General features: G+C 52.4%; 23 protein-coding genes. 17 read left to right on the top strand and 6 right to left on the bottom strand.

Features of this window, described 5'->3' with window-relative positions; genetic code table 11:
• Positions 1 to 208: 208 nt before the first annotated feature.
• Genes guaD through xdhA form a run of 4 tightly spaced genes read right to left on the bottom strand, consistent with a single transcriptional unit; the run spans position 209 to position 6,245 of the window.
• The gene (gene guaD / locus L1249_RS02670; RefSeq protein WP_228168478.1) at positions 209 to 1,519 is read right to left on the bottom strand and encodes a guanine deaminase; all 1,311 of its coding nucleotides are present in this window, start codon (positions 1,517 to 1,519) and stop codon (positions 209 to 211) included.
• A gap of 1 nt (position 1,520) precedes the next feature.
• Positions 1,521 to 2,390: a xanthine dehydrogenase accessory protein XdhC gene (xdhC, locus tag L1249_RS02675; protein WP_054641115.1), complete on the bottom strand. Its 870-nt coding sequence runs from the start codon at positions 2,388 to 2,390 to the stop codon at positions 1,521 to 1,523.
• Complete coding sequence (gene xdhB / locus L1249_RS02680; protein ID WP_228168477.1) at positions 2,387 to 4,810, bottom strand: xanthine dehydrogenase molybdopterin binding subunit; 2,424 nt, start codon at positions 4,808 to 4,810, stop codon at positions 2,387 to 2,389. The genes xdhC and xdhB overlap by 4 nt, the downstream gene beginning before the upstream one ends.
• On the bottom strand, positions 4,794 to 6,245 hold the full coding sequence (gene xdhA, locus L1249_RS02685) for a xanthine dehydrogenase small subunit (RefSeq protein ID WP_044629447.1): 1,452 nt from the start codon (positions 6,243 to 6,245) through the stop codon (positions 4,794 to 4,796). The genes xdhB and xdhA overlap by 17 nt, the downstream gene beginning before the upstream one ends.
• Positions 6,246 to 6,452: 207 nt before the next feature.
• On the opposite strand from xdhA, the gene L1249_RS02690 reads away from it, so the two are divergent.
• The gene (locus L1249_RS02690) at positions 6,453 to 7,103 is read left to right on the top strand and encodes a TetR family transcriptional regulator C-terminal domain-containing protein (protein WP_062361300.1); all 651 of its coding nucleotides are present in this window, start codon (positions 6,453 to 6,455) and stop codon (positions 7,101 to 7,103) included.
• Between the two features lie 3 nt (positions 7,104 to 7,106).
• On the top strand, positions 7,107 to 9,551 hold the full coding sequence (gene hrpB / locus L1249_RS02695) for an ATP-dependent helicase HrpB (protein WP_228168476.1): 2,445 nt from the start codon (positions 7,107 to 7,109) through the stop codon (positions 9,549 to 9,551).
• Between the two features lie 14 nt (positions 9,552 to 9,565).
• Here the strand turns inward: hrpB and L1249_RS02700 are convergent, their stop codons facing one another.
• Positions 9,566 to 9,802 carry a hypothetical protein gene (locus tag L1249_RS02700; protein ID WP_054641114.1) on the bottom strand — a complete coding sequence of 79 codons (237 nt, stop codon included), beginning with the start codon at positions 9,800 to 9,802 and terminating at the stop codon, positions 9,566 to 9,568.
• A gap of 340 nt (positions 9,803 to 10,142) precedes the next feature.
• Between L1249_RS02700 and L1249_RS02705 the strand changes: the two genes are divergently transcribed.
• From L1249_RS02705 to L1249_RS02725, 5 genes are all read left to right on the top strand, one after another.
• A complete protein-coding gene (locus L1249_RS02705) occupies positions 10,143 to 10,316 on the top strand; it encodes a DUF2970 domain-containing protein (protein ID WP_082051444.1) in 174 nt (57 codons plus the stop codon).
• Between the two features lie 125 nt (positions 10,317 to 10,441).
• Positions 10,442 to 11,557 (top strand): cytochrome c oxidase subunit II, encoded by a 1,116-nt coding sequence (coxB, locus tag L1249_RS02710; RefSeq protein WP_228168475.1) that lies wholly within the window; start codon positions 10,442 to 10,444, stop codon positions 11,555 to 11,557.
• 48 nt (positions 11,558 to 11,605) lie between these two features.
• Positions 11,606 to 13,264, top strand: a complete 1,659-nt coding sequence (gene ctaD / locus L1249_RS02715; protein ID WP_228168474.1) for a cytochrome c oxidase subunit I — start codon at positions 11,606 to 11,608, stop codon at positions 13,262 to 13,264.
• Positions 13,265 to 13,300: 36 nt separating this feature from the next.
• Complete coding sequence (locus L1249_RS02720; protein WP_058576336.1) at positions 13,301 to 13,885, top strand: cytochrome c oxidase assembly protein; 585 nt, start codon at positions 13,301 to 13,303, stop codon at positions 13,883 to 13,885.
• Complete coding sequence (locus L1249_RS02725) at positions 13,882 to 14,748, top strand: cytochrome c oxidase subunit 3 (RefSeq protein ID WP_228168473.1); 867 nt, start codon at positions 13,882 to 13,884, stop codon at positions 14,746 to 14,748. Before L1249_RS02720 ends, L1249_RS02725 begins: the two co-directional genes overlap by 4 nt.
• Before the next feature lie 7 nt (positions 14,749 to 14,755).
• Here the strand turns inward: L1249_RS02725 and L1249_RS02730 are convergent, their stop codons facing one another.
• Complete coding sequence (locus L1249_RS02730) at positions 14,756 to 14,944, bottom strand: DUF2909 domain-containing protein (protein WP_058576338.1); 189 nt, start codon at positions 14,942 to 14,944, stop codon at positions 14,756 to 14,758.
• Positions 14,945 to 15,005: 61 nt separating this feature from the next.
• Here L1249_RS02730 and L1249_RS02735 point away from each other — a divergent pair, with 61 nt between their 5' ends.
• From L1249_RS02735 to pheS, 10 genes are all read left to right on the top strand, one after another.
• On the top strand, positions 15,006 to 15,650 hold the full coding sequence (locus tag L1249_RS02735; protein ID WP_323133901.1) for an SURF1 family protein: 645 nt from the start codon (positions 15,006 to 15,008) through the stop codon (positions 15,648 to 15,650).
• 1 nt (position 15,651) lies between these two features.
• Positions 15,652 to 16,158, top strand: a complete 507-nt coding sequence (locus L1249_RS02740) for a hypothetical protein (protein ID WP_044629437.1) — start codon at positions 15,652 to 15,654, stop codon at positions 16,156 to 16,158.
• A gap of 36 nt (positions 16,159 to 16,194) precedes the next feature.
• Complete coding sequence (locus L1249_RS02745; RefSeq protein ID WP_228168472.1) at positions 16,195 to 17,262, top strand: COX15/CtaA family protein; 1,068 nt, start codon at positions 16,195 to 16,197, stop codon at positions 17,260 to 17,262.
• Positions 17,263 to 17,319: 57 nt separating this feature from the next.
• A complete protein-coding gene (locus L1249_RS02750; protein ID WP_228168471.1) occupies positions 17,320 to 17,787 on the top strand; it encodes a DUF2489 domain-containing protein in 468 nt (155 codons plus the stop codon).
• Positions 17,788 to 18,034: 247 nt separating this feature from the next.
• Positions 18,035 to 18,904, top strand: coding sequence for an OmpA family protein (locus L1249_RS02755; protein WP_228168470.1), 870 nt, complete (start codon positions 18,035 to 18,037; stop codon positions 18,902 to 18,904).
• Positions 18,905 to 19,116: 212 nt separating this feature from the next.
• A complete protein-coding gene (thrS, locus tag L1249_RS02760) occupies positions 19,117 to 21,039 on the top strand; it encodes a threonine--tRNA ligase (protein WP_228168469.1) in 1,923 nt (640 codons plus the stop codon).
• A 12-nt stretch (positions 21,040 to 21,051) separates the two neighbouring features.
• Complete coding sequence (infC, locus tag L1249_RS02765) at positions 21,052 to 21,591, top strand: translation initiation factor IF-3 (RefSeq protein ID WP_074210535.1); 540 nt, start codon at positions 21,052 to 21,054, stop codon at positions 21,589 to 21,591.
• An 81-nt stretch (positions 21,592 to 21,672) separates the two neighbouring features.
• The gene (rpmI, locus tag L1249_RS02770; RefSeq protein WP_009724291.1) at positions 21,673 to 21,867 is read left to right on the top strand and encodes a 50S ribosomal protein L35; all 195 of its coding nucleotides are present in this window, start codon (positions 21,673 to 21,675) and stop codon (positions 21,865 to 21,867) included.
• Positions 21,868 to 21,924: 57 nt separating this feature from the next.
• Entirely contained in the window at positions 21,925 to 22,278 is a 354-nt protein-coding gene (gene rplT / locus L1249_RS02775; RefSeq protein WP_009097607.1) for a 50S ribosomal protein L20, read from the top strand.
• A gap of 156 nt (positions 22,279 to 22,434) precedes the next feature.
• On the top strand, positions 22,435 to 23,454 hold the full coding sequence (gene pheS / locus L1249_RS02780; RefSeq protein ID WP_172416226.1) for a phenylalanine--tRNA ligase subunit alpha: 1,020 nt from the start codon (positions 22,435 to 22,437) through the stop codon (positions 23,452 to 23,454).
• The last annotated feature ends 11 nt before the right edge of the window (positions 23,455 to 23,465 follow it).

The following is a 23,465-nucleotide window of genomic DNA, read 5'->3' on the forward strand; positions in this document are numbered from 1 at the left end:
TCAGGGCCTGATATCGATACTGGATACGGTAAGATGGCTCAAACGTTGTTCATGAACCGCCGTGGTACGGAACCGTATGCCCGGTGGTGTGAGAGGACAGGGGAGGCGACTCCCCTTCCTACTCGATGTGGGCATGCTAAGACGCGGAATAATCCATAAAAGCCGCTCTTTATGAGCGGCTTTTATGGCTGTGTAGCAATGGCTGAGGTTAATCCCTGCGGTGTTGGCAAATGCCACCCGCCCAGGTTTCATAAATGGCGCGGTCGTCAGCAAGCATCATCAGTGCAAATAAACGCTCGCCAAGCGTGTTGCAGTGCTGGATGCGGCGCTCAAGGAGCGATGTAGCATGAGGATCAATAACCACAAAATCTGCTTCATAGGAGGGGGCAAGCTGGCCAACCTGACTGTTCAGCGAGAGTGCCTTTGCATTACCGTGGGTTAATCCGTAGAAGCCTTGCCAAGCGGTAAGCGGCTGCCCGCGTAGTTGACCAACCTGATAGGCACTTTTCAAGGTGCCAAAGCCTGATAGGTTCGTACCTGCGCCAATGTCACTGGCATAGGTAAATGCCATCCCAGTCTCTTTCGCCGCTTCTCGATCAAAGAGTCCGCTGCCCAGAAAAAGGTTTGAGCTAGGGCAAAAGGCAATATTAGCGCCTCGCTCGGCCAAACGCTTGCGCATTCCGTTATCAAGGTGGATGCCATGGGCAAAAGTGCTGCGTGGTCCTACTAGGCCAGCTTCTTCATAAACAGAGAGGTAGTCCCTGCTGCCTGGGAAGAGTTCGGCGACCCAGTCTAACTCCCCACTGTTTTCAGCCAAGTGAGTTTGTAACCACAGAGTAGGGTCATTGCGAAGCAGGGCACCAGCAGCATCCATCTGTGTCTTGGTAGATGTCGGCGCAAACCGTGGCGTGACGCTGTAACCAAGACGCTGCTTGCCGTGCCAGTCTTCAATCAAACGCTCTGTATCGGTGATTCCCGTCGAGCCGTCCATCAGCGCATCAGGCGCGTTGCGATCCATCAAGACTTTTCCTACCAGCATACGCAGCTGGCGTTTTTGGCAAGCCGTGAAGAAGGCATCTACCGAGCCTGGGTGGCTCGAGCCGAACACTTGGGCTGTCGTTGTGCCTGCACGGAGCATTTCGTCTAGAAAGGCGTTAGAAAGTGCCTCTGCATGGGCGTGGCTGGCAAACCGACACTCCTCAGGAAAGGTATAGTCATTCAACCAGTCCAGCAGCTGACGCCCGTAGGAGGCCATGATATCAAGCTGAACGTAGTGCACATGGGTATCAATAAACCCAGGCATAATCAGTCTGCCGCGATAATCGAGCACTTGGCTATTTGGAGGTAGCTGGTCAATGAGGTCGGCATAGTGCCCAATCGCTTGGATATGGCCCTCTTTAAGCCATAAAAGACCGTCGCCGTAGTGCTTAAGACTGCCCGGTTGAGGCAAGTTGCCGTCGCCTGGGTCGCGGGCAAAGCTAACTAGCTCCGCACGGATAAACGTATCAGTAGAAGTCATATTAACTCGGGTTTGTCGCAGTATCGTGAAATAGAGAGCGCAGTGCGTCAGGCTCAAGCCCTCGGGTTTGGTGGGCAGTGGGTTTATCAGTAAGCCATAAAAGCTCAGTGACCACTGTCATAGCAATCGCGTAGGGCGTTTTATTACTGAGTTTGGTGCCATGAACAGCGCCAACAGGGCAGCGCACACGCTGTATTTCTTCTGGCTTATAACCATCGCGTTTCAAACGACTTTGAAAGCTAGTCCATTTGCTATCAGAACCAATCAGCCCGATAGAGGCTATGTCAGCGCGTCTAAGTAGCGCTGCTATCAGTGCGTAGTCCTCGTCATGGTTATGAGTGAGTACCAGGACATGGCAATGTGGTGGAAGTGCTAAAACGCTCTCTTGGGGGCTTGTTAGTGTGTGACAGCTAAGCCGAGGCTGCTGGTCATCTTGTTCGTCAAATATATCGGTACGGCTATCGTACCAATCAAGGTGCCAGGGCAAAGGAGCGCTGAGTTTAACGATCTCGCAACCCACGTGACCGGCCCCAAAGAGCGCAATGTGACTGGAAACGCCGGGAAATACTTCCAGTAGTACGTTAACAAAGCCGCCGCAGCACTGGCCGCTGCGCCCACCCAGCGAGAAAGCCTCTAAATGAAAGCCAGCGCTGCCTTGTTGCAAGAAGTCTCGGGCGGCGCTGATGGTTTGCCACTCAAATGTTCCTCCTCCCAGCGTATCGAAAATAGTATCAGCGGTGATCACCATTCGCGCGCCCGGCTCACGAGGAGTCGAGCCCGCGCTGGTCACCTGAGTTGCCAGCACGTGAGGAGTACCGCTGAGCTGCAGGCGGTTCAGCGCAGCGTGCCATGCTTCGGGCGCTTGCGTCATAACGCTTTATTCCTAATGGCATTGGCTGTCAGCATGACTCTTTCAGGTGTAGCTGGCGTGTCCAGGTGAGGGGAGACGCGATAATCCGCTAGGCTTGCTAGTGCATCCCGAAGCGCAGACCACACGCATATACCTAACATAAAGGGCGGTTCTCCCACCGCTTTGGAACGGTAAAGACTTGCCATAGAGTTTGGGTGCCCCTCCAACAGATCGACATTGAATACTTTCGGTAAGTCGCCATAGGTAGGGATTTTATAAGTGGCTGGCCCATCGCTGACGAGCACTCCCTTGGCGTTCCACTTCAGCTCTTCGCTGGTCAGCCAGCCCATGCCTTGAATAAACCCACCCTCTACTTGGCCAATATCAATAGCAGGGTTCAGTGAGTTGCCTACATCGTGTAGTACGTCAACACGGTCAACCAAATACTCCCCGCTGAGTGTATCTACACTCACTTCAGCCACTGCCGCGCCGAAAGCGTAATAATAAAAAGGGCGGCCTTGGCCTGTAGCCCGGTTGTAATGGATTAACGGCGTGGCATAAAAGCCTTTCTCAGAAAGAGAGACACGGTTCAAATAGGCGGTTTGAACGAGTTCGCCCCAAGGAATTCGACGCTCACTTTCGCCAATGCCAGCGATGAGCATGCCATGCTCTAGCCTCATGCCTTCTCTATCTAACCCGCCCTCAAAATGCCCCGCTGCAAACTCAAACAACCGCTCCCGAAGCTTGCTTGCGGCGTCTCGTGCTGCCATACCGTTTAGGTCAGCACCGCTGGATGCGGCGGTGGGTGAGGTATTAGGCACCTTATCTGTGCGGGTAGCGCTGATCCGCACGCTATCTAGGTCTAGTCCAAGCTCTCGGGCAACCACTTGGCAGATTTTTGTGTGCAGCCCCTGGCCCATTTCTGTGCCGCCGTGGTTAATCATGATGCTGCCATCGGTATAGACATGCAGCAGTGCCCCTGCTTGATTAAGATGCTGGGCGGTGAAAGAGATACCGAACTTGACAGGAGTCAGTGCGAGCCCTTTTTTAATAACAGGGCTTGCCGCGTTGTAGTCCCGAATGTGTTGTCGGCGTGCCCAGTAGTCGCTGCTCGTTTCCAGGGTGTCAACCAGCGTGTGCAGAAGCTGCTTTTGGTCAACCTGCTGACCATAGTGGGTGGTATCTCGCCCCTCCCGGTAAAAGTTGCGCTTACGAATCGTTAAAGGATCTTCACCAACGCGGCGGGCAATATCATCCATCGCCGCTTCAATGATCATCATGCCCTGAGGGCCACCAAAACCACGAAAGGCGGTATTTGACGCCGTATGGGTTTTAGCGCGGTGGCCGGTGACGCGGGCATCTCCCAATGAGTAAGCGTTATCCGCGTGGAACATCGCGCGGTCCACGATGGCATCAGAGAGATCTGGTGAATAGCCGCAGTCACCAATAACGGTAATATCGCCGCCTTTGATAACGCCTTGGGCATCAATCGCTAATTGATAGCGGTTATGGAAAGGATGGCGTTTTCCAGTGGCACGCATATCTTCACTGCGTGGCAGGCGAAGTCGCGTGGCTTTACCGGTACGCCGAGCAATAATGGCGGCAATGCAGGCCCAGGGCGATGCTTGTGTCTCTTTACCGCCAAAGCCGCCGCCCATACGGCGCACTTCTACAGTGACCGCATGAAAAGGAATACCGAGCACTTCCGCCACCAATTTTTGGGTCTCACTGGGGTGCTGGTTAGAGGTATGAACCATCACCCCTTCATCCTCCGTAGGCACCACAATGCACGCTTGGCCCTCGAGATAGAAGTGCTCCTGCCCACCGATAAATAGCTCGCCTTCTATAGTTTGTTCGGCTTGCTGTAAGGTAGTTTGCCAGTCGCCCCGCTCCTGCACGTGGGTTGGGCGCACAACCTCTTGACGTCCAGCAGCGGCCACAGGATCTAGGCTAGCCGGCTGTTCGTCGATATGCAGTGTGGCCAGCTTCACGGCTTGGCGAGCTGCCTGTAAAGAGGTGGCAGCCACCGCAAATAGGCATTGTCCCGCGTAACTGATGTCCTGGTCGACAAAAATAGGGTCGCCGGGGAACACCGGCCCAATATCTGTGTGTCCTGGTACATCATGGAGAGTGATCACGTCGACAACGCCAGGCGCCTGTCTTACAGCATCAAGTTCCAGTTTCGTTAGCGTGCCGTGAGCGACAGGTGAAAGGCCGAGCGCCACGTACAGGGCATCTTGGGGTGTTTTAATGTCATCAATATAGGTTGCTTTACCGGTGACATGTTTCTCTGCGCTTTCATGGAAGCTGGAAGCACCGGCTTGCCGTTGCCCGTGGCTATCCACCGTATGGCGAGCCAGTGGACCAGAACCTTGGATATGGTCATGCAGCTCGCGGCGAGCGCGGCTGCTGTCGCCATCAAGCTTAGTGAGCGTACGCATGGAGCATCACCTCTTGATTAGGTACTGAGAGCGATAGATAAAGGCGTTCGAGCAGGTTGGCTGCCACCTGATGACGATAGTGTTGTGTACCGCGCACATCGCTCATGGGATGAAACTCTTCCGATAACGCCCGCTGTGCCGCTTGAAAGCTCTCTTTCGCGATAGGCTGCCCTGTTAACGCTGCCTCTGTTTGTAGCGCTCGCTTAGGGATGGCCGCCATGCCGCCAAAGGCGATACGAACATCCTGCATAACGCCATCGTCGATACGATAATGGAAGGCTCCTAGTACGGCAGAGATGTCGTCTTCACGCCGTTTGGAGAGTTTCCATACTTTCAGGACGGCGTCGTCCGCCAATTGTGGAATAAATATTCGACTCACGACTTCATCCGCTGCCAGCGCCGTTTTTTTATAATCCAGGAAGAAGTCGCTCAGCGGCAGCGCGCGACTGCCATCCTGGTTAGCCAGTTCTACCCAGGCATTGAGCGCCAGCAGTACGGGCGGGGTGTCGCCAATGGGCGATGCGTTGGCAATATTGCCACCCAGTGTGCCGCGGTTACGCACCTGCTGTGAGCCGAGCCGATGAAGTAGATGTGCAAAGGCGGGATAGTGGGTTTCTAGCAGTGGTTCGAGCTGTGAATAGGTGACGCCTGCGCCTACCCACCAGCCTGGCTGCTCATCAAAGATGGCTTCTTCAATATGGCGTAGCTCATCAACCCGTGTGACATCAATAAGTTGATTAAGCAACGCCAGGCGCTGCGTATTTTCCAGCCACAGATCGGTGGCACCGGCAACAAGGCGTGCAGATGGATAGTGTCGGCGTAGTTCAGTTAGTTGACTCAGTGTCGTGGGCTGAGCAAAAAGGTCCGTGTTGGCTTCCGCAGATTGAGGAGCGGTAAGTGGAGTATGAGCGGGTTGGCTGGCATCAATCCATTGCGGTGCTTTCCAAGAAGACTCCTGCATGCTTAGCGCTGCGTCACGAATAGGCCGATATCCGGTACAACGGCACAAGTTGCCGCCCAGTGCTGCTTCAAGCCGCTCTGGCGTAAGGGGTGCTGGCCGCTGTTGCTGTTGTGAATGTAGCGTAAATAGCGACATTACGATGCCGGGCGTGCAGAAGCCGCACTGGCTGCCATGGCACTCCACCATGGCACGCTGTGCCGGGTGAAGTTCTTCGTCAGTGGCCAAGCCCTCTACGGTTAGCAAGTGCTGGCCATGTAACTGGTGAGCGGGTGTAATACACGCATTCAGGCTTACAAAATGAGGCGCTGTATCGCTTTTAATGGCGACGGTACATGCGCCGCAGTCACCCGATGCACAGCCCTCTTTCGTGCCAGTCATCCCCAAATAGTCGCGTAGCAGCGTTAGAATGCTTGTGTCAGAGGGCACATGACACCGGGTCGGGGTGCCATTGAGCAAAAACTCAATTGTTGCCATGCCAAACTCCGTTATGATTGTTTTGACCGATCGGTCAACAATGTTGAGCTTGGGACAAAAATGCAAATCTTGCAAGACTTTGTTATATGAGATGTGGCATGCACTATTAGTGCGCATCGCACTGCGAAATGCACAGTGATGCGACACGCACGCTTGGTAGACATTTCTCGCGATTACACTGCAAGGTTTATTAAAGGAGCTTACTGAATGACGGCTGATACCGCGAACCAAGAAAATGCCAGCAGGGACCGTATTGAACAGACCATATTAAGCGCTGCAGAGCAGGTGTTTTCACAACATGGTTATCGTGGTGCTAGCCTGCAGGCGATTGCAGACCAAGCTAAGCTGCCAAAAGCCAATATTCTTTATTATATGGGGAGCAAGCAGGCGCTGTATGTACGACTGCTAAATCGGATGATGAATCGCTGGAATGCGGTACTAGAGGATATTACTGAGGATAGCGACCCAGGGCAGGTACTCAGTGATTTTATTCGCACCAAAATGATGCTTGGGCAGCGTTACCCTGAGGGGTCCAAACTGTTTGCCGCAGAGATATTGGCGGGGGCACCTTTCTTAAAAGAGTATCTCGCCGGCGAACTAAAGGAGTGGGTAGCCTCCCGCGCAGTGATTATTCGTCAGTGGTCCCAGCAGGGTAAAATGGACGATGTTGATCCACGTTGGCTGATCTTTCTAATTTGGTCGGCCACTCAGCACTACACGGAATATAGCGCTCAAGTGACCGGCATTCTTGGGGAAGAAGCGCTGAGTGAGGCTGACTTGGCTTCCATTTGTCAGTTCCTTGAGCACGTTATCCTGAAGGGATGCGGTATTACTTCCTCAAATGCAACCTCGCACTGATTCATGACCATATCGCTTCCCATTGAACAACATCTAAGCTCCATTCAAACCATGCTAGCCGAACACACTCGGCTTATTTTGGTGGCTCAACCAGGTGCCGGTAAAACAACCCGTGTCCCGCTAATGTTACTCTCCAGCGCCTGGGCGCAAGGTCAGCGTCTCTTACTGGTAGAACCGCGTCGTGTCGCCGCTCGCTTGGCAGCCACCTTTATGGCGTCACAGCTCAACGAACAGGTAGGTGAAACGGTAGGCTACCGGATGCGGGGCGATAGCAATGTAGGCCCCAATACCCGGCTGGAAGTGGTCACCCAAGGCGTGCTTACCCGAATACTGCAAGACGATCCTTTATTGGAAGGGGTGGCGGGCATTATTTTCGATGAGTTTCATGAGCGAAGCATTGAAGCAGACCTAGGACTTGCGTTAGCACTGGATGTACAAGAGAGCATCCGTGATGATCTTCGGCTAATGGTGATGTCTGCCACATTGGATGTCGCTGCTTTAAAAGGTGTGTTAGGTAGTGACACCCCCGTTATTGAGAGTAGTGGCCGCGAATTTTCAGTGGAAACGCGCTACTGTCCTGTGGAGGCTCATGAATCATTAGATAGGGCTGCCTTGCGAGTCACCAAGGAGGCACTGAAGCGAGAGGGTAGCCGAGATGTGCTGGTAATACTGCCCGGTATCGCAGAAATTTCCCAGCTTGTGCAGGCCCTAGAAAGTAGCAGTATGGATGTTGAGATTCGTGCGCTTCATGGAAGCATGCCGCTCGACGCCCAGCAAGCGGCATTGCGGCCTCTTACAACACGGCAACGTGTCATCGTTTCAACCGCCATTGCGGAATCCAGCGTTACCGTCGATGGCGTCAATAGCGTGATTGATGCTGGCTTAGAACGAGTGCCGCTATTTAACCCTCGCACTGGGCTTACGCGTCTCATGACTCGGCGGGTGAATAGAGCGAGTGCTGACCAGCGACGTGGCCGAGCGGGTAGGCAGCAGCCTGGCGTTTGTTACCGCTTATGGTCAGCTGAGCAGCCGCTGGTCGCTTATGGTGAGCCTGAGATGTTGCAGGCTGATTTATCTAAATTAGCGCTAGAGCTAGCGCTATGGGGTGTGCACTCGCCGAGTGAGCTTTCATGGGTGACACAGCCACCTGAAGGAGCATGGAAAAGTGCCCAAGCGCTGTTGCAGCAGCTTCGCTTAGTAGATAGTGCCGGTATGTTGACCCCGCTGGGTAAACAGAGCGCTCAACTGCCCCTCGAACCGCGTTTAGCTATCATGCTCATTCAAGCGGCATCATTTGAAGCGGTGCCACTTGCCTGTGCCTTAGCGGCTTTAATGGAAGGCAGGGAGCGCATCAATGGCACGCTGCGCGACGCCTTAGCTCAAAGGGTTAACCAGCCTGCGGCTTATCCTCAGTGGCGACATGAAGTAAAGCGATTGTCGAGCCTGATGCGTTCGCCTGTGCCGCGGCACAGCTCCTTGGAGCAGCTTGGTGCGCTGCTTTGCCTAGCATACCCGGATCGCATCGCTCAGCTGATGACACCGGGTCGTTTTAAACTGGCTAACGGTAAAACCGCTACGCTACCTGCTCACCATCCACTGGCTCAAGAGCCTTTTTTAGTGGCAGTGAGTGTAGAGAGCGCTAACAGCGAGGCAGGCATCTATTTAGCAGAGCCTATCACGTTAGCCACGCTGACTAACTTTTACCCCGAGACCCAGCAGTGGGAAGAGCGCATTGTCTGGTCAGAAGAGCAGGGTAAGCTGGTTGGTGAAGCCGTTCAGCGGCACAGCGAGCTTGTGTTAGCAACACGCCCACTGCGTCGGTTGCCTGCCGACGCGGTAGAAAAAGCGCTAATGGCAGCGTTAAAACAGCGTCCCAACATGCTGTTTAACGCACAAGTGGTTCAACTGCAGGGGAGAATGGCGCTGCTCTTTGGCGCTTATCCTGAACAGTGGAACGATTGGTCCGACTCTGCGTTGTTAGGCAGTCTCGAGACATGGCTGGCCCCCTATATGGCGGGTCTGACGCGCTTAACGCAGTTGCAAAAACTACCGTTTCAAACGTACTTAATGAACACGCTTGATTGGAAGCAGCAGACTCAGCTAGAGCGCTTAGTGCCCAGTTTGATAGAAGCGCCTAGTGGCAATGCCGTTAAAGTGGATTACACACCCTGCCGGGAAGGCAGGCCACCGGTGCTGGCGTTGAAGCTTCAGGAAGCCTTTGGCTGGCAGGCAACGCCCACCGTAGTGGATGGGCGTGTACCAGTGACACTTCACTTGCTTTCCCCTGCACGGCGGCCACTGCAGGTGACTCAAGATTTGCGAAGCTTTTGGTTGAACGGCTACTCAGAAGTACGCAAAGAAATGCGCGGGCGATACCCAAAGCACCCTTGGCCAGAAGATCCTCTTACCGCTCAAGCCACAGCATATACAAAGCGCCGCCAGCGTTGAAAGGCTTGCCTTTCTTAGTTGCTCGGAGTGTCTTCACGCGGGGTTTCTTCTGGGATTTCACCGGGCTTGCGGTAGCGTACACCGTCGGCTTGGGGCTCTTCATAGCGGCGGTTTTCATCTTCAGGTACTACGCCCAGTACGGTCTCTTGGGAGCCATCTGGCCACGTATAAGTGGTGCAGCCCGCGAGTGGCAAAAGCGGCAATAAGGCGAAACACAGGTGGCGAAGAACGACTCCACGATGCTTGGGCATACACGGCTCCCTTGACAGGCCATTTTGGTTTTAACTTGGTGATGCATAGTGTGAATTGCCAGACTACAAGCCGCAAGCTTATTTACGAGTCGCTAAATTTCCTCCCAAAGGCAGCGTCGAAAGTCGTTCGATAGCTGCGTCATGCCAGCTATGCGGTCAGCATGGGCATCGGCTAGCGTTTTTGCCAATGCCTGATAGTGCTCGTTAGCAAACTCTTTTTTTGATCAAGCTGCTTTTCAGGCAGCACGATTCATAAAATTGCCTATCCTCAACTATAGCTGAGTGCTTCAGGGCAGTTGCCAAATTGAGTATGCAATACCTCAACCTTGAGGGAGGCTCTATGTGGTCAGTGGTTAAGTCAGTATTAGCAGCACTACTAGGTGTTCAGAATGACCGCCAGCGTCAGCAGGATTTTTCAAACGGCAAGCCAGTCGCCTTCATTATCACGGCGGTGGTAGTGACGATGATGTTTGTGCTGCTCTTAGCGGGTATTGCGATTTATGCAGCGGGATGAAGCGTTGAGAGGCATCACGATAGTAGTTCGTGACGAATGCCACATGTTTTCTATACTGATCGATATCACTTAACCCTGACCTAATAAAAGGGTTGGCGAGAACAATAAGAATAAAGGAGGTTTCTATGCGCTTACCGTGGCAATGGCTTCTCACCATTACCAGTGTCGCAAGTCTCTCTCAAGCCCACGCTAGCAGTTGGAATATGCCGGTGGGGGTCACTGATACCAGCCGCAATATTTTTGGCCTACACATGACCATATTTTGGGTGTGTGTAGTGATTGGGGTGATCGTCTTTGGTGTCATGTTTTACTCCTTGTTTCGCTATCGCCACTCTAAAGGAGCCAAAGCTGCCCGCTTCCATGAACATACCTCCGTTGAAGTGCTGTGGACGGCCATTCCCATTTTGATCTTGGTAGGTATGGCGGTACCTGCGACGGCCACGCTTAAAAATATGTATGACGCCTCTGAAGCGGATCTAGACATTATGATCACGGGGCAGCAGTGGCGCTGGCGTTACGAATACCTAGGAGAGGACATTGCCTATACCTCGAACTTAAGCACCACACGCGAACAGATTCGAGGCGAATCCGATCGAGACGAGCACTATTTGCTTGATGTTGACGAGCCTCTCGTGCTGCCTATTAATCGCAAAGTACGCTTTCTGATGACATCAGACGACGTGATTCACTCCTGGTGGGTTCCAGAGCTTGCTGTTAAACAAGACACCATTCCTGGCTTTATTAATGAAAATTGGGTGCAAATTAACGAGCCTGGTATCTATCGTGGCCAGTGTGCCGAGCTGTGTGGTGTGAATCATGGCTTTATGCCCATTGTGGTGCATGCCATGGAAGAAACGGAGTTTGAAACATGGCTTGAAGAGCGCAAAGAGGCTGCTGAGCAAGAGGCAATGGGTGTTGATCGCGAATGGGCTATAGAGGAGCTAATGGCTCGCGGTGAAGAGGTGTATCAATCTATTTGCTCTTCCTGTCATCAAGGCGAAGGGCAGGGCGCACCGCCAGCCTTTCCAGCGCTCGCCGGAAATGAACAGCTTATTAATGAACTCGACTGGCATTTGGATCGCGTGATTAACGGTGTTTCTGGAGCCGCCATGCCTGCTTTCCGCAATACGCTGAATCCGGTAGAGATAGCGGCTGTTGTGACCTATACGCGCAACGCTTGGGGGAATGAGACTGGTGATACCGTTCAGCCAGCTACGGTGGCCGAGCGTATTGCCCAGTAGGTGTTGACCAACTTCTTCTACTAAAACGACAAGCATGCGGAGAGACATATGGCGCCCAAACTACCTCCACAACACTCACTGCAGCATAGTTCGTCTGCCGTGGCTGGTGGCCAGTCTCAGGAAGGCCAGTCGCATTACCCTCATGCAGCCCAACCCAAAGGCTTGATGCGTTGGCTGCTGACCACCAATCATAAAGAGATTGGCTCGCTATATCTGATTTTCTCGCTCACGATGTTTTTTGTCGGCGGCATTTTTGCGCTCGTGGTTAGGGCTGAGCTATTTCAGCCTGGTTTGCAGTTGGTAGAGCCCGAGCTCTTTAACCAGATGACCACCATGCATGGCCTAATTATGGTGTTCGCAGCCGTTATGCCAGCGTTTACAGGCCTAGCTAACTGGATGATTCCGCTGCAAATTGGAGCCCCTGACATGGCCTTGCCGCGGCTAAATAACTTCAGTTTTTGGCTACTGCCGGTCGCTTTTACCCTACTGCTGTCTACTCTTTTTATGCCTGGGGGCGGCCCCAACTTTGGCTGGACATTTTACGCTCCGTTATCAACAACGTATGCGCCAGCTTCAACGACTTTTTTTATTTTAGCGCTGCATATGGCAGGCATTAGCTCTATTTTGGGGGCGATTAATATCATCGCGACCATCCTGAATATGCGTGCGCCTGGCATGCGCATGATGGATATGCCGCTATTCGTTTGGACATGGCTGATTACGGCATTTCTACTTATCGCCGTTATGCCGGTGTTAGCGGGCGTCATTACCATGATGTTAATGGACATTAACTTTGGGACTAGCTTCTTTGATGCAGCGGGCGGAGGAGATCCTGTCTTATTCCAGCATCTGTTCTGGTTTTTTGGCCACCCAGAAGTCTACATCATGATCCTGCCAGCATTTGGCATTGTGTCGGCGATTATCCCTACATTTGCTCGTAAGCCCTTATTTGGCTACGCCTCGATGGTTTATGCCACTGGAGCCATTGCGCTGCTGTCATTTCTGGTGTGGGCGCACCATATGTTTATTGTGGGCCTGCCTTTGACGGCGGAACTGTTCTTTATGTACTCCACCATGTTGATTGCTGTGCCAACAGGGGTGAAGGTATTTAACTGGGTGACAACGCTATTCCGCGGGTCGATTAGTTTTGAGCCCCCTATGCTTTTTGCGTTGGCGTTTGTAGTGCTATTTACCATTGGCGGCTTTTCAGGCCTGATGTTAGCCATCGCACCCGCCGATTTTCAGTACCACGATACCTACTTTGTGGTGGCGCACTTCCACTATGTATTGGTGCCTGGCGCGATCTTCGCCATCATGGCGGGCGTTTACTACTGGTTGCCTAAATGGACAGGCCATTACCCTAACGAACGTCTGGCGCAGTGCCACTTCTGGTGCTCAATCATTGGGGTCAATCTAACCTTTTTCCCCATGCATTTTGCCGGTTTGGCAGGCATGCCTAGGCGCATCCCTGATTATGCGCTGCAATTTGCTGATTTTAATCTGCTCTCAAGTATTGGTGCCTTCTTCTTTGGTGCCTCGCAACTACTTTTTGTGCTGGTGGTAGTGCTGTGTGTACGAGGTGGCCAAAAAGCGCCTGCAAAAGCTTGGGAGGGTGCTGTTGATTTAGAGTGGAGTGTGCCTAGCCCTGCGCCGTTACACACCTTTGAAACGCCGCCGGTATTTCACCGTGCTCAATCGCACGATTAATGCATAAAAGCGTTGGAGAAGGCGGAGGGATGAAAAATGGCAGCAGATGGTTCTCAACAAGCTGGCGTTAGGCGGACCGTCATTCGCAGCGTCGCAGCCCTTATTGGCATGTTTGCCTTTGCGTTTGCCTTAGTTCCTCTTTACGACGTGTTTTGTCAGGTAACGGGTTTAAACGGAAAGGTCGATACCACGGCAAAAGCTATCATTCATGAAGAGGTGGATCAGTCGCGCTTCATTACGGTTCAATTTATTACCCGTGGTAGTGCGGGGCTGCCATGGCAAATGAGTGTTGAAACGCGGCAAATGCGGGTACATCCAGGCCAAACCGCAGAAGTGGATTTTACCTTTACGAATAACAGCCACCAAGAAAGCTGGGGACGCGCTGTGCCTAGCGTCTCACCCTCTAGTGCAACAACGCATTTACGTAAAGTCAGCTGTTTTTGCTTCCAAGAACAGCAGCTACAAGGCGATGAGCGACTAACCATTCCGCTGGTGTTTCAGTTAGCTAAAGACTTACCTGAAGAAATCAGCACCATTACCTTGGTGTATACCCTATACCCGGTACAGCGCATTGCGCTTAATCCACTCAATAACAATAACGCGGCGGGGGATAAAATATGAGCGGCGGCAGCTATTACGTTCCTGCGAATAGCCGGTGGCCTATTTTAGGGTCGCTTGCGCTAGGTGCCATGATGGCCGGTATTGGTATCAAGCTGGTTTACAACACCGGGGCGCCATTGTTAGTTATTGGCTTACTAAGCGTTATTTGTGTCATGGGGTTTTGGTTTCGAGACGTCATTCACGAGTCGATGGGCGGTTTATACGACGCACAAATGGATCGCTCGTTTCGATGGGGAATGGGCTGGTTTATTTTTTCAGAAGTCATGTTTTTTGCCGCTTTTTTTGGCGCACTGTTTTATGTAAGGACCTTCACAATTCCATGGCTAGGAGGGGAGGGGGCAAAAGGCGTATCTGCTTTGCTATGGCCCGAATTTGTTCCTCAATGGCCGCTACTCAATCCCCCTGATGCCTCTGTGGCAGGGCCCGGGCCCTCCAGCGTACTTAGCCCCTGGCAATTACCCTTAGTGAACACGCTGATTTTGGTGACATCAAGTATCACACTAACGGTTGCCCATGAAGCTCTGAAGCTTGGCTATCGTCAGACCTGTCGTAACTGGTTAGCAGGCACAGTACTGCTGGGCATTTGCTTTATCCTTATCCAAGGCGTCGAATATTATGAAGCCTATCATCATTACGGCATTACCCTAGAGGCCGGTATTTTTGGGGCTACTTTTTTTATATTGACAGGCTTTCATGGTCTCCACGTCATTATTGGTACGCTCATTTTGGCGAGCATGCTGGTAAGAATTATCAAAGGTCACTTTACTAACGATCATCACTTTGGTTTTGAGGCATCCTGCTGGTATTGGCATTTCGTTGATGTAGTGTGGGTAGGGCTTTTTATCTTTGTTTATGTATTTTAGTGAGTTATCAAAGCTCGCCAGATAAGAAACCAAAGAGAAGCAGGGCCATCAATACGCAGGCTAACGCAATGCGCCATTTAAGCGATGTGAGTAACCGCCTGGAGGTGCCTTCGTCATGTAGTAAAAAGCCTGCACCTGCGGCTAAGCTGACCACCATTCCTATAAACACTAATGCAATGAGCAGTTTTAACCACATGATGAAGCCCTCTTATTTTCCAGCGCGACTATACGGATGGTGTGTGTTTTGGAGTGTTGTAGTGGTTTTAGGGTTGCTCCTAGGACTATGGCAGTGGGAAAGGGCCGCTGACAAGCGTGAACTGCTAGCCATTCGTGATGCAGCGCCAACAGTGGTTGAGCCAATCCAAACACCGGAAGGAGGGGCGCAGGTGCATCTACGTGGCGACTATCTTGAGCAGCACACGCTTTACTTAGATAACCGTATCGTTAACGGTCGCCTAGGCGTCGCGGTGTTGACACCGATGAAAGACTCTCATGGGCAGCTCTGGTTAGTACAACGTGGTTTTATTGAAACAGGTACAAGCCGGGCGTCTCCTTCGGTATTTACCCCTCATGGCACGGTTGAGGTGTCTGGCGAGTGGCAGGCGGAGCAATCGCAAGGGCCGCTTTATGGAGCCAACCAAGAAGGCGTCAGGCTGCAACAGCTGAGCTTGGCTCCTTGGGAAGAGGCGTTGGGCGTCTTCAGCCATAATGGCTGGCTTCATGCCCAGCAGGGTGCAGGTGTTTTTACCCCTTGGTGGGAGGCAAATGTGATGCCGCCAAGCCGGCATCTTGGCTACGCTTTTCAATGGTGGGGACTGGCGCTGGCAGCGTTGGTGATCATGCTATTGGGTGGATACCGTCTAGTGAGCGACTTTCGAGAAAGCTACGAAGGAGGGCGTTAACATGCACCACCGTCGTCCAGTACGTTACGCAAGGCTTAAGGTGGTTCTCTTGTTTGCCATTTTTGCCGCTCCTATTGTGACGGCCTGGGGGATGGTGGCTTGGAATGTGGGAATTCCTCAGGGCCATACTGCCCACGGAAAAGTAACCATAGATGTGCCGCCGCTTGAGGATTGGCCGTTGATGGCTTCCATCACTGCCTCTGAACAATGGACGCTGGTATTAGACTGCGGCGCAAACTGTGTGCAGCAACAGGATGAACTGTGGCGGTTACACCGTGCATTAGGGCGTGAAGCCACTCGATTAAAGCGATTAAGAGTTGGTGGTGACGATGCCACGCTGCCTGGGGAGACGGTGACAGTTTGGCAAAGTGTACCCTCTTGGAGCATTGCGCACAGCGTTTGGTTATTCGACCCTATGGGAAGGCCTGCACTCGCGTTTACTCAAGAAGCGGCAACCGCCGAGATTCTTGATGACATCCGGCACCTATTCAAAGTAAATCCTATTTAGCTTATGTTCGGCTAGCAATAGCCGTAAGGAAACTTAATGAAGACCTATCGAGAGTGTCGTCTTCGTTGGCTCATGAGGGTTACGCTGGTGGGGACCCTGTTGACTGCGTTCGTCATATTGGTAGGCGCATGGACTCGGTTAGTGGATGCTGGCCTAGGCTGCCCTGATTGGCCTGGCTGTTATGGGCGCCTAATTGTGCCTGATAGTGAGCATGTTGCCCTTCACCATCCAGATGCTCCGTTAGAGCCCTTTAAAGCGTGGGTGGAAATGGCTCACCGATATGTGGCGAGCTTTCTAGGGTTGATAGTACTTAGCGTTCTTGCGCTGGGCTGGTCGGTACGTAATCAAGCGGGTTATCCATGGCGATTAAGCATGGTTCTGTTGGCCGTTATTCTGTTACAAGGGGCGTTTGGTGCTTTTACTGTGACATTAAAACTATGGCCGCAGGTGGTGACACTTCATTTGCTGGGTGGGTTGAGCGTTTTAATGCTGTTTTTTTGGCTGCATCTTCGCATACGCCGTTCATGGCGTGGGCAAATAGGGCAGGCTAAAAAGGGTAGCGTACTGTGGTACTTGGCAGGTGGGGTTTTATTGTTGCAGCTTGCACTGGGTGGCTGGGTCACAAGCAACTATGCCGGTATTGCTTGCCAAGGATTTCCTACCTGTAATTCACAATGGTGGCCAAGCATGGACCTAAGCGAAGGCTTCCACCTAACCCAAAGCGTTGGCCCTAATTATCTCCATGGTCAACTACACGCAGATGCTCGCACCGCTATTCATATGGTCCATCGTATGGGAGCACTGTTGTTGGGTGCCGCTTTACTAGCGTTATGGTGGCGCTATCGGGGTATCAAAGTAGTCAGCACCGCCTTGAGTCTCGCATTAGGAGCTTATTGCTTACAGGTGGCGCTTGGGGTCGCTAACGTTCTGCTCTGGCTGCCGCTTTGGTTAGCCTTGTTGCATACGGCAGGGGCTGTATTGCTAGCGCTGAGCATGGGATGGGCGTGGTGGTGCTGGCGGTACCAAAAGGCGGGGCAGGTTACTGTTCTTTGCCCGTCAAATGCAAGCAACCTGAAGGCGCATGAATCAGGTTGGTCTACTTGAGGCAATTAGGTGTACAATTCTCGTTAAGCTATTTACTTACTGGGTATAAGGAGCTCTATGAGTTCTACGGTTGCACTTATACTGCTTGCGCTGGCTGTTACGGTCATCGCTGCACTCGGCGGCTATGCTTTCTTCTTGCGCAAAGAGGTAAAGCGACGCGAGGAATTTCGACTTGACGAAGAGCAGCGCGCTCAGCAAAACAGTCTTGAAAACCTTGATTATGTGGTGAGTGCGCTCGTCCAAGAGCAGGTTGATATCACCGAAGGTTCGTGGCGCTGTAAGGTGCTGCTTGAAATTGTTGACCCTAGCTTGACGGAGCGCCCTGAGTTCCGGGCGTTTGCGGATGTATATGAGCGCACTCGCCATTTAAAGACACACTCTGCGCGAAAACAGCTCACGCCTAGGGAAAGAATGCAGGAAGACAAGGAGCGCCTAGCCGTTGAAGACGAAATGCGTCCCGCTGTGCTAGCTGCCGCTGCTGAGGTGCTTAAATGGCGGGCTGAGAGCCCATCTACACTTCAGTGAAATTTTTTAATGTCAACGATGCCAGCTTTGCTATGCTGGAAGGGCCAGTATTGGCAAGAAGTTGATATATTGGCATTGTTGCCTTCTAACGCCGAAACGTTAATGATAGGCGCCTTGTTCGGGTTCAGGGGGCGGGTTGTCCTGCCCTTGAAGCAGAACAGCGAAAAATGGATGCTCTCGCGATAAGAAGCATTGGATAGATTTGGTCGATTGACCAAATCAGCATTGGATCAAGAAGGAGTCTTGCATGAAAAAATCAACGACTGGCTTGCTAATCGGTTCTGCACTTGTAGTAGGTCTTTCTGGCTGTGCCAGTTCTGCCTCTCAGTCTTCCGGTCAGGCAAGCGCTAGCAGCGATCGTAGCTGGTATCAGCATCCGGCTGTTTGCGGTTTAGCGGGTGGTCTTATTGGTGGCAGCATTGGCTATGCCACCAGCGGTAGCTCTGATGAAGAGAGCGGTTCTGCCACAGGTGCTGTAGCAGGTGCTGCTATTGGTGGTCTGTTGTGTGCAGATCGCACGCCCGAGCCGGTAGCACCGCAGTGCCCAAGCTACGGTGAAGTGCCAGCTGGCGTTGCTGTTGATGCCGAAGGCTGCCCGCTGGACTCCGACGGTGATGGCGTGCCGGACTACCGTGACCAGTGCCCGGGCACGCCGGCTGGTGTAGAAGTTAACGCCAACGGTTGCCCGCTGGACTCCGATAACGACGGCGTGCCGGATTACCGTGACCAGTGCCCGAATACCCCGGCAGGCGTTGACGTAAACGCACTGGGTTGCCCGGAAAGCGTTGTTCTTCAGGATGTGAACTTTGAGTTCGATTCCGCCCAGCTAACACCGAATGCACAAAATGTTCTTAACGGCGTTGCTGAGCGTCTGGTTAACAACCCAGATGTACGTGTGAGCATTGAAGGTCACACCGATTCTCGTGGTTCTGACCAGTACAACAAGGATCTGTCTCAGCGTCGTGCTGAGTCCGTTGCAACCTATCTGAACCAGCGCGGCGTCGAAGCTAACCGTATGCGTGCTGTGGGCTACGGTGAAGAGCGTCCCGTGGCAACCAACGATACCGAAGAGGGTCGTTTCCAGAACCGTCGTGTAGAACTGGATGAGTGGAAGTAATCCACTTAGCTGATTAATCAATGGGTAGAGCCAGCATGCTGGTTCGTTAAACCCTTTGACAAAGAACGGGAGGCTTATGCCTCCCGTTTTATTTTACGCAGTCATAAATTCTGGTAGGCTGAGCAGCCTTCAAGATGTGCCCAATACCCCGACCATTGATAGCGAAATGTGATCCTTGGTATGGATCACCACTGCGCTCAAGGAATACCTGAATGCCTATTGTGACACTGCCCGATGGCAGCCAAAGAACGTTTGAAGCACCACTCTCTATTATGCAGCTGGCAGAGTCCATTGGCCCTGGTTTGGCCAAGGCCTGTGTGGCAGGCAAAATTAACGGGGTGCTGGTTGATGCTGCCGATATGATTGAGCAGGATGCGGACGTCTCTATTATTACTGCCCGCGATGAAGAAGGTTTGGAAATTATTCGTCACTCGTGTGCTCACTTGATTGGTCATGCGGTGAAACAGCTATATCCCGATGCCAAAATGGCCATCGGTCCGGTCATTGATGATGGCTTTTATTACGACATTGACTTTGGAAAATCAGTCACGCCAGACGATATGGAGGCCATTGAAAAGCGCATGCAGTCGCTCATCGATCATGAGTACGATGTTATTCGTGAGTACGTCAGCCGCGACCAAGCGATGGCAACGTTTGAAAAGCGTGATGAGCCGTATAAGCAAGAGATCATCCGTGATATCCCGGAAGGTGCGACTATCCGCCTTTACCACCACGAAGAGTACACGGACATGTGCCGTGGGCCCCATGTGCCTAACACAAGACACTTAAAGGCATTTAAGCTGACGAAGCTGGCAGGTGCTTACTGGCGTGGTGACTCTTCCAATCCGATGCTGACGCGCATTTATGGCACGGCATGGGGCGATAAAAAGCAGTTAAAAGCTTACTTGAAGCGGCTGGAAGAAGCTGAGAAGCGAGACCACCGTAAGCTAGCGCGGAAGATGGACTTGTTCCACCTTCAAGAAGAAGCGCCTGGGATGGTTTTTTGGCACCCTAACGGTTGGACGATGTATCAGGCGTTAGAAGAGTACATGCGTAAAATTCAACGTGAGCATGGCTACCAGGAAATCAAGACGCCGCAAGTAGTGGATTTGTCACTGTGGAAGAAATCAGGCCACTGGGGACATTACAGTGAATTGATGTTCACCACAGAGTCGGAAAAGCGTGAGTATGCGGTGAAGCCGATGAACTGCCCATGTCACGTGCAGGTCTTTAATCAAGGCCTTAAGAGCTACCGTGACCTTCCGCTACGTTTGGCTGAATTTGGTAGCTGTCATCGAAATGAACCTTCAGGCTCGCTGCATGGTCTGATGCGGGTTCGTGGGTTTACGCAAGATGATGCCCATATTTTCTGTACCGAAAGTCAGATTCAGGCTGAGGCTGAGGCGTTTATTGCTCTAACGCTGCAAGTCTATAAAACGCTCGGTTTTGAAGACGTTGAGCTCAAGCTCTCCACCCGTCCCGAAGACTTTCTGGGTGAAGTCGAAATGTGGGATCGGGCAGAGCAGGGCCTTGAGGCCGCGCTGAACGCTACTGGCTTGGCTTGGGATCTGCAGCCGGGTGAAGGTGCGTTTTATGGGCCGAAAATTGAGTTCGCGTTAAGAGATTGTCTGAATCGTGTTTGGCAGTGTGGTACTCTTCAGCTAGATTTTAATTTGCCAGGGCGTTTAGGGGCGCAATACGTCGATGAAGACGGTACGCGTAAAACCCCTGTAATGCTCCATCGTGCTATCCTGGGCTCATTTGAACGATTCCTGGGTATACTAATTGAGCATTACGCTGGTGCTATGCCACTATGGTTGGCCCCGCAGCAAGCTGTGCTTATGACCATTACCGACGCGCAGCGTGATTACGCGCTTGATTTGGAGCAGCGGCTGCAAAAAAATGGCTTACGGGTTAAGGCGGACTTGAGGAACGAGAAGATCGGCTTTAAAATCCGTGAGCATACGTTACAGAAAGTTCCCTATCTCCTTGTGGTGGGAGATAAGGAAGTCGAAGCTGACTCAGTGGCCGTGCGAACTCGTAGCGGCGAAAACCTCGGCACCATGACTGTCGATGAATTCATCGAACGTTTTAATGCAGAGCGAGCAGCCCTGGCGACATCGTCAATTGCCTAAGGAGACGGAGCGATCAAGCGAAGCAATCAGCGCGGGCGTCCACAAGACAAACGCCCTCCAATGAACGAGCGTATTACCGAAGAAGAAGTACGTCTAATTGATGCCGAAGGTGAGCAGTTGGGTGTTGTGCCCACCACTGAGGCTCTTGAGCGTGCGGAAGCTGCCGGTTTAGATCTCGTGCAAATTTCGAATGCCGATCCGATTGTTTGTAAGATCATGGATTATGGCAAATTCGTTTTTGAGACCAAAAAGCAGAAAGCGGCTCAAAAGAAAAAGCAGAAGCAAATCCAGGTTAAGGAAGTTAAATTCCGTCCTGGCACCGACGAAGGCGATTATCAGGTGAAGCTAAAAAACCTGATCCGCTTCTTGGAAGGTGGTGACAAGGGTAAGGTCACATTGCGCTTCCGTGGTCGTGAAATGGCGCACCAGGACATTGGCCGTAAGCTAATGGAACGGATCGCAGCAGACCTGGAAGAGATCGGAGTGGTGGAGTCTTTCCCGAAAATGGAAGGCCGCCAAATGATCATGATTCTTGCCCCGAAAAAGAAGTGATCCAACGGCGAAGTTAACGGGCCAGCGCGAAGGCGCTGGTCGGCCCTGGGTTTTCTAAAAAATATCGAGCGGAGTTCTCTCATGCCGAAAATCAAAAGCAACAGCGGCGCTGCTAAGCGCTTCAAAAAGACCGCTAACGGCTTCAAGCACAAGCAGTCTTTCCGTAGCCACATCTTGACCAAGAAGTCGACCAAGCGTAAGCGTCAGCTGCGTGGCATGAAGCAGATTCATGCTTCCGACAAAGCGCTGATCCAGCGCATGCTGCCGAACCTGTAAGGTCGAATTTTCTTATCTGAGTGCATTTAGCCTCAGTCATAAAGTCAGGAGTGTGTTATGACCCGTGTTAAGCGTGGCGTAGTTGCCCGTCGTCGCCATAAAAAAGTACTGAAGCAGGCCAAAGGTTACTACGGTGCCCGTTCGCGTGTTTTCCGCGTAGCCAAACAGGCTGTCATCAAAGCCGGCCAGTATGCGTACCGTGACCGCCGCAACCGCAAGCGCCAATTCCGTGCGCTGTGGATTCAGCGTATCAATGCTGGTGCGCGTATCAACGGTATGTCTTACAGCCGCTTTGTTGGCGGTCTGAAGAAAGCCGGTATTGAAATTGACCGTAAAGTATTGGCCGACCTGGCAGTACACGAAAAAGCGGCATTTGCTGCTATCGTGGAAAAAGCCAAGGCTGCCCAATAAGGCAATTTGCACTGAGCTAAATTCAGTGTGAAGTGCCGAGGTCATTTCAGTGTGACCCATGCAGGGGAAGAGCAGCCGCTCTTCCCCTGTTTTTTTGTCACCTTCAACATGCCAGCCATCTTGAAAGATGGAACCGCTTAATTCGGAGTAAATCGGATGGACCACCTTCCTACTCTGGTGTTAGAGGCCCGCGATGCTATTCAAGCTGCGCAGAGTGTCTCAGCGCTAGATGAGTTGCGCGTACGTTACTTGGGTAAAAAAGGCGAAGTGACGGCCTTATTGAAAGGGCTGGGCAAGCTATCGGCAGAAGAGCGTCCTGCGGCTGGTGAGCAAATTAACCAAGCCAAGCAAACGCTATCAGCCGAGATAGACGCCAAACGCCAGCAGCTTGAGAGTGAGGCGCTGAATGCCCGCTTGGCAGCTGAGCGGATCGATGTAACATTGCCGGGGCGTGGGCAGGAGAGTGGTGGCTTACACCCTGTGACACGCACGCTTGAGCGCATAGAGGGTTTGTTTACCCGCGTTGGTTATGATGTGGCGGTAGGTCCTGAGATTGAGGATGACTACCATAACTTCGAGGCGCTCAATATTTCCGCGCATCACCCGGCGCGGGGGATGGCAGATACGTTTTATTTCGATGCTACACGCTTGCTGCGCACTCATACATCTCCTGTGCAAGTACGCACCATGAAGAGTAGTGAACCGCCCATCCGTATCGTCTGCCCGGGGCGCGTCTATCGCAGCGACTCGGACCTGACGCATACGCCGATGTTTCATCAGGTAGAAGGTCTGTTGGTCGATGAGGGCGTGAGCTTTGCTGATCTAAAAGGCACCATTGAAGACTTCCTTCAGGCGTTTTTTGAGCGTGATGATCTATCGGTCCGCTTCCGCCCCTCTTACTTCCCATTCACTGAACCCTCTGCTGAGGTCGATATTCAGTGCGTGATGTGTAGTGGTAACGGTTGTCGTGTTTGCTCACATAGCGGCTGGCTGGAAGTGATGGGCTGCGGGATGGTGCACCCTGAAGTTTTCCGGCACTCCGGCATTGATACCGAACGATACACCGGCTTTGCCTTTGGTATGGGCGCAGAGCGTTTGGCGATGCTGCGCTACGGCGTTAATGACCTGCGCTTGTTCTTTGAGAACGACCTGCGCTTTCTTCGTCAATTCACCTAAGACCGCTGCCA

This window comes from Halomonas sp. Cn5-12 (genome assembly GCF_021532545.1).
GTDB classification, from domain to species: Bacteria; Pseudomonadota; Gammaproteobacteria; order Pseudomonadales; family Halomonadaceae; genus Vreelandella; species Vreelandella aquamarina.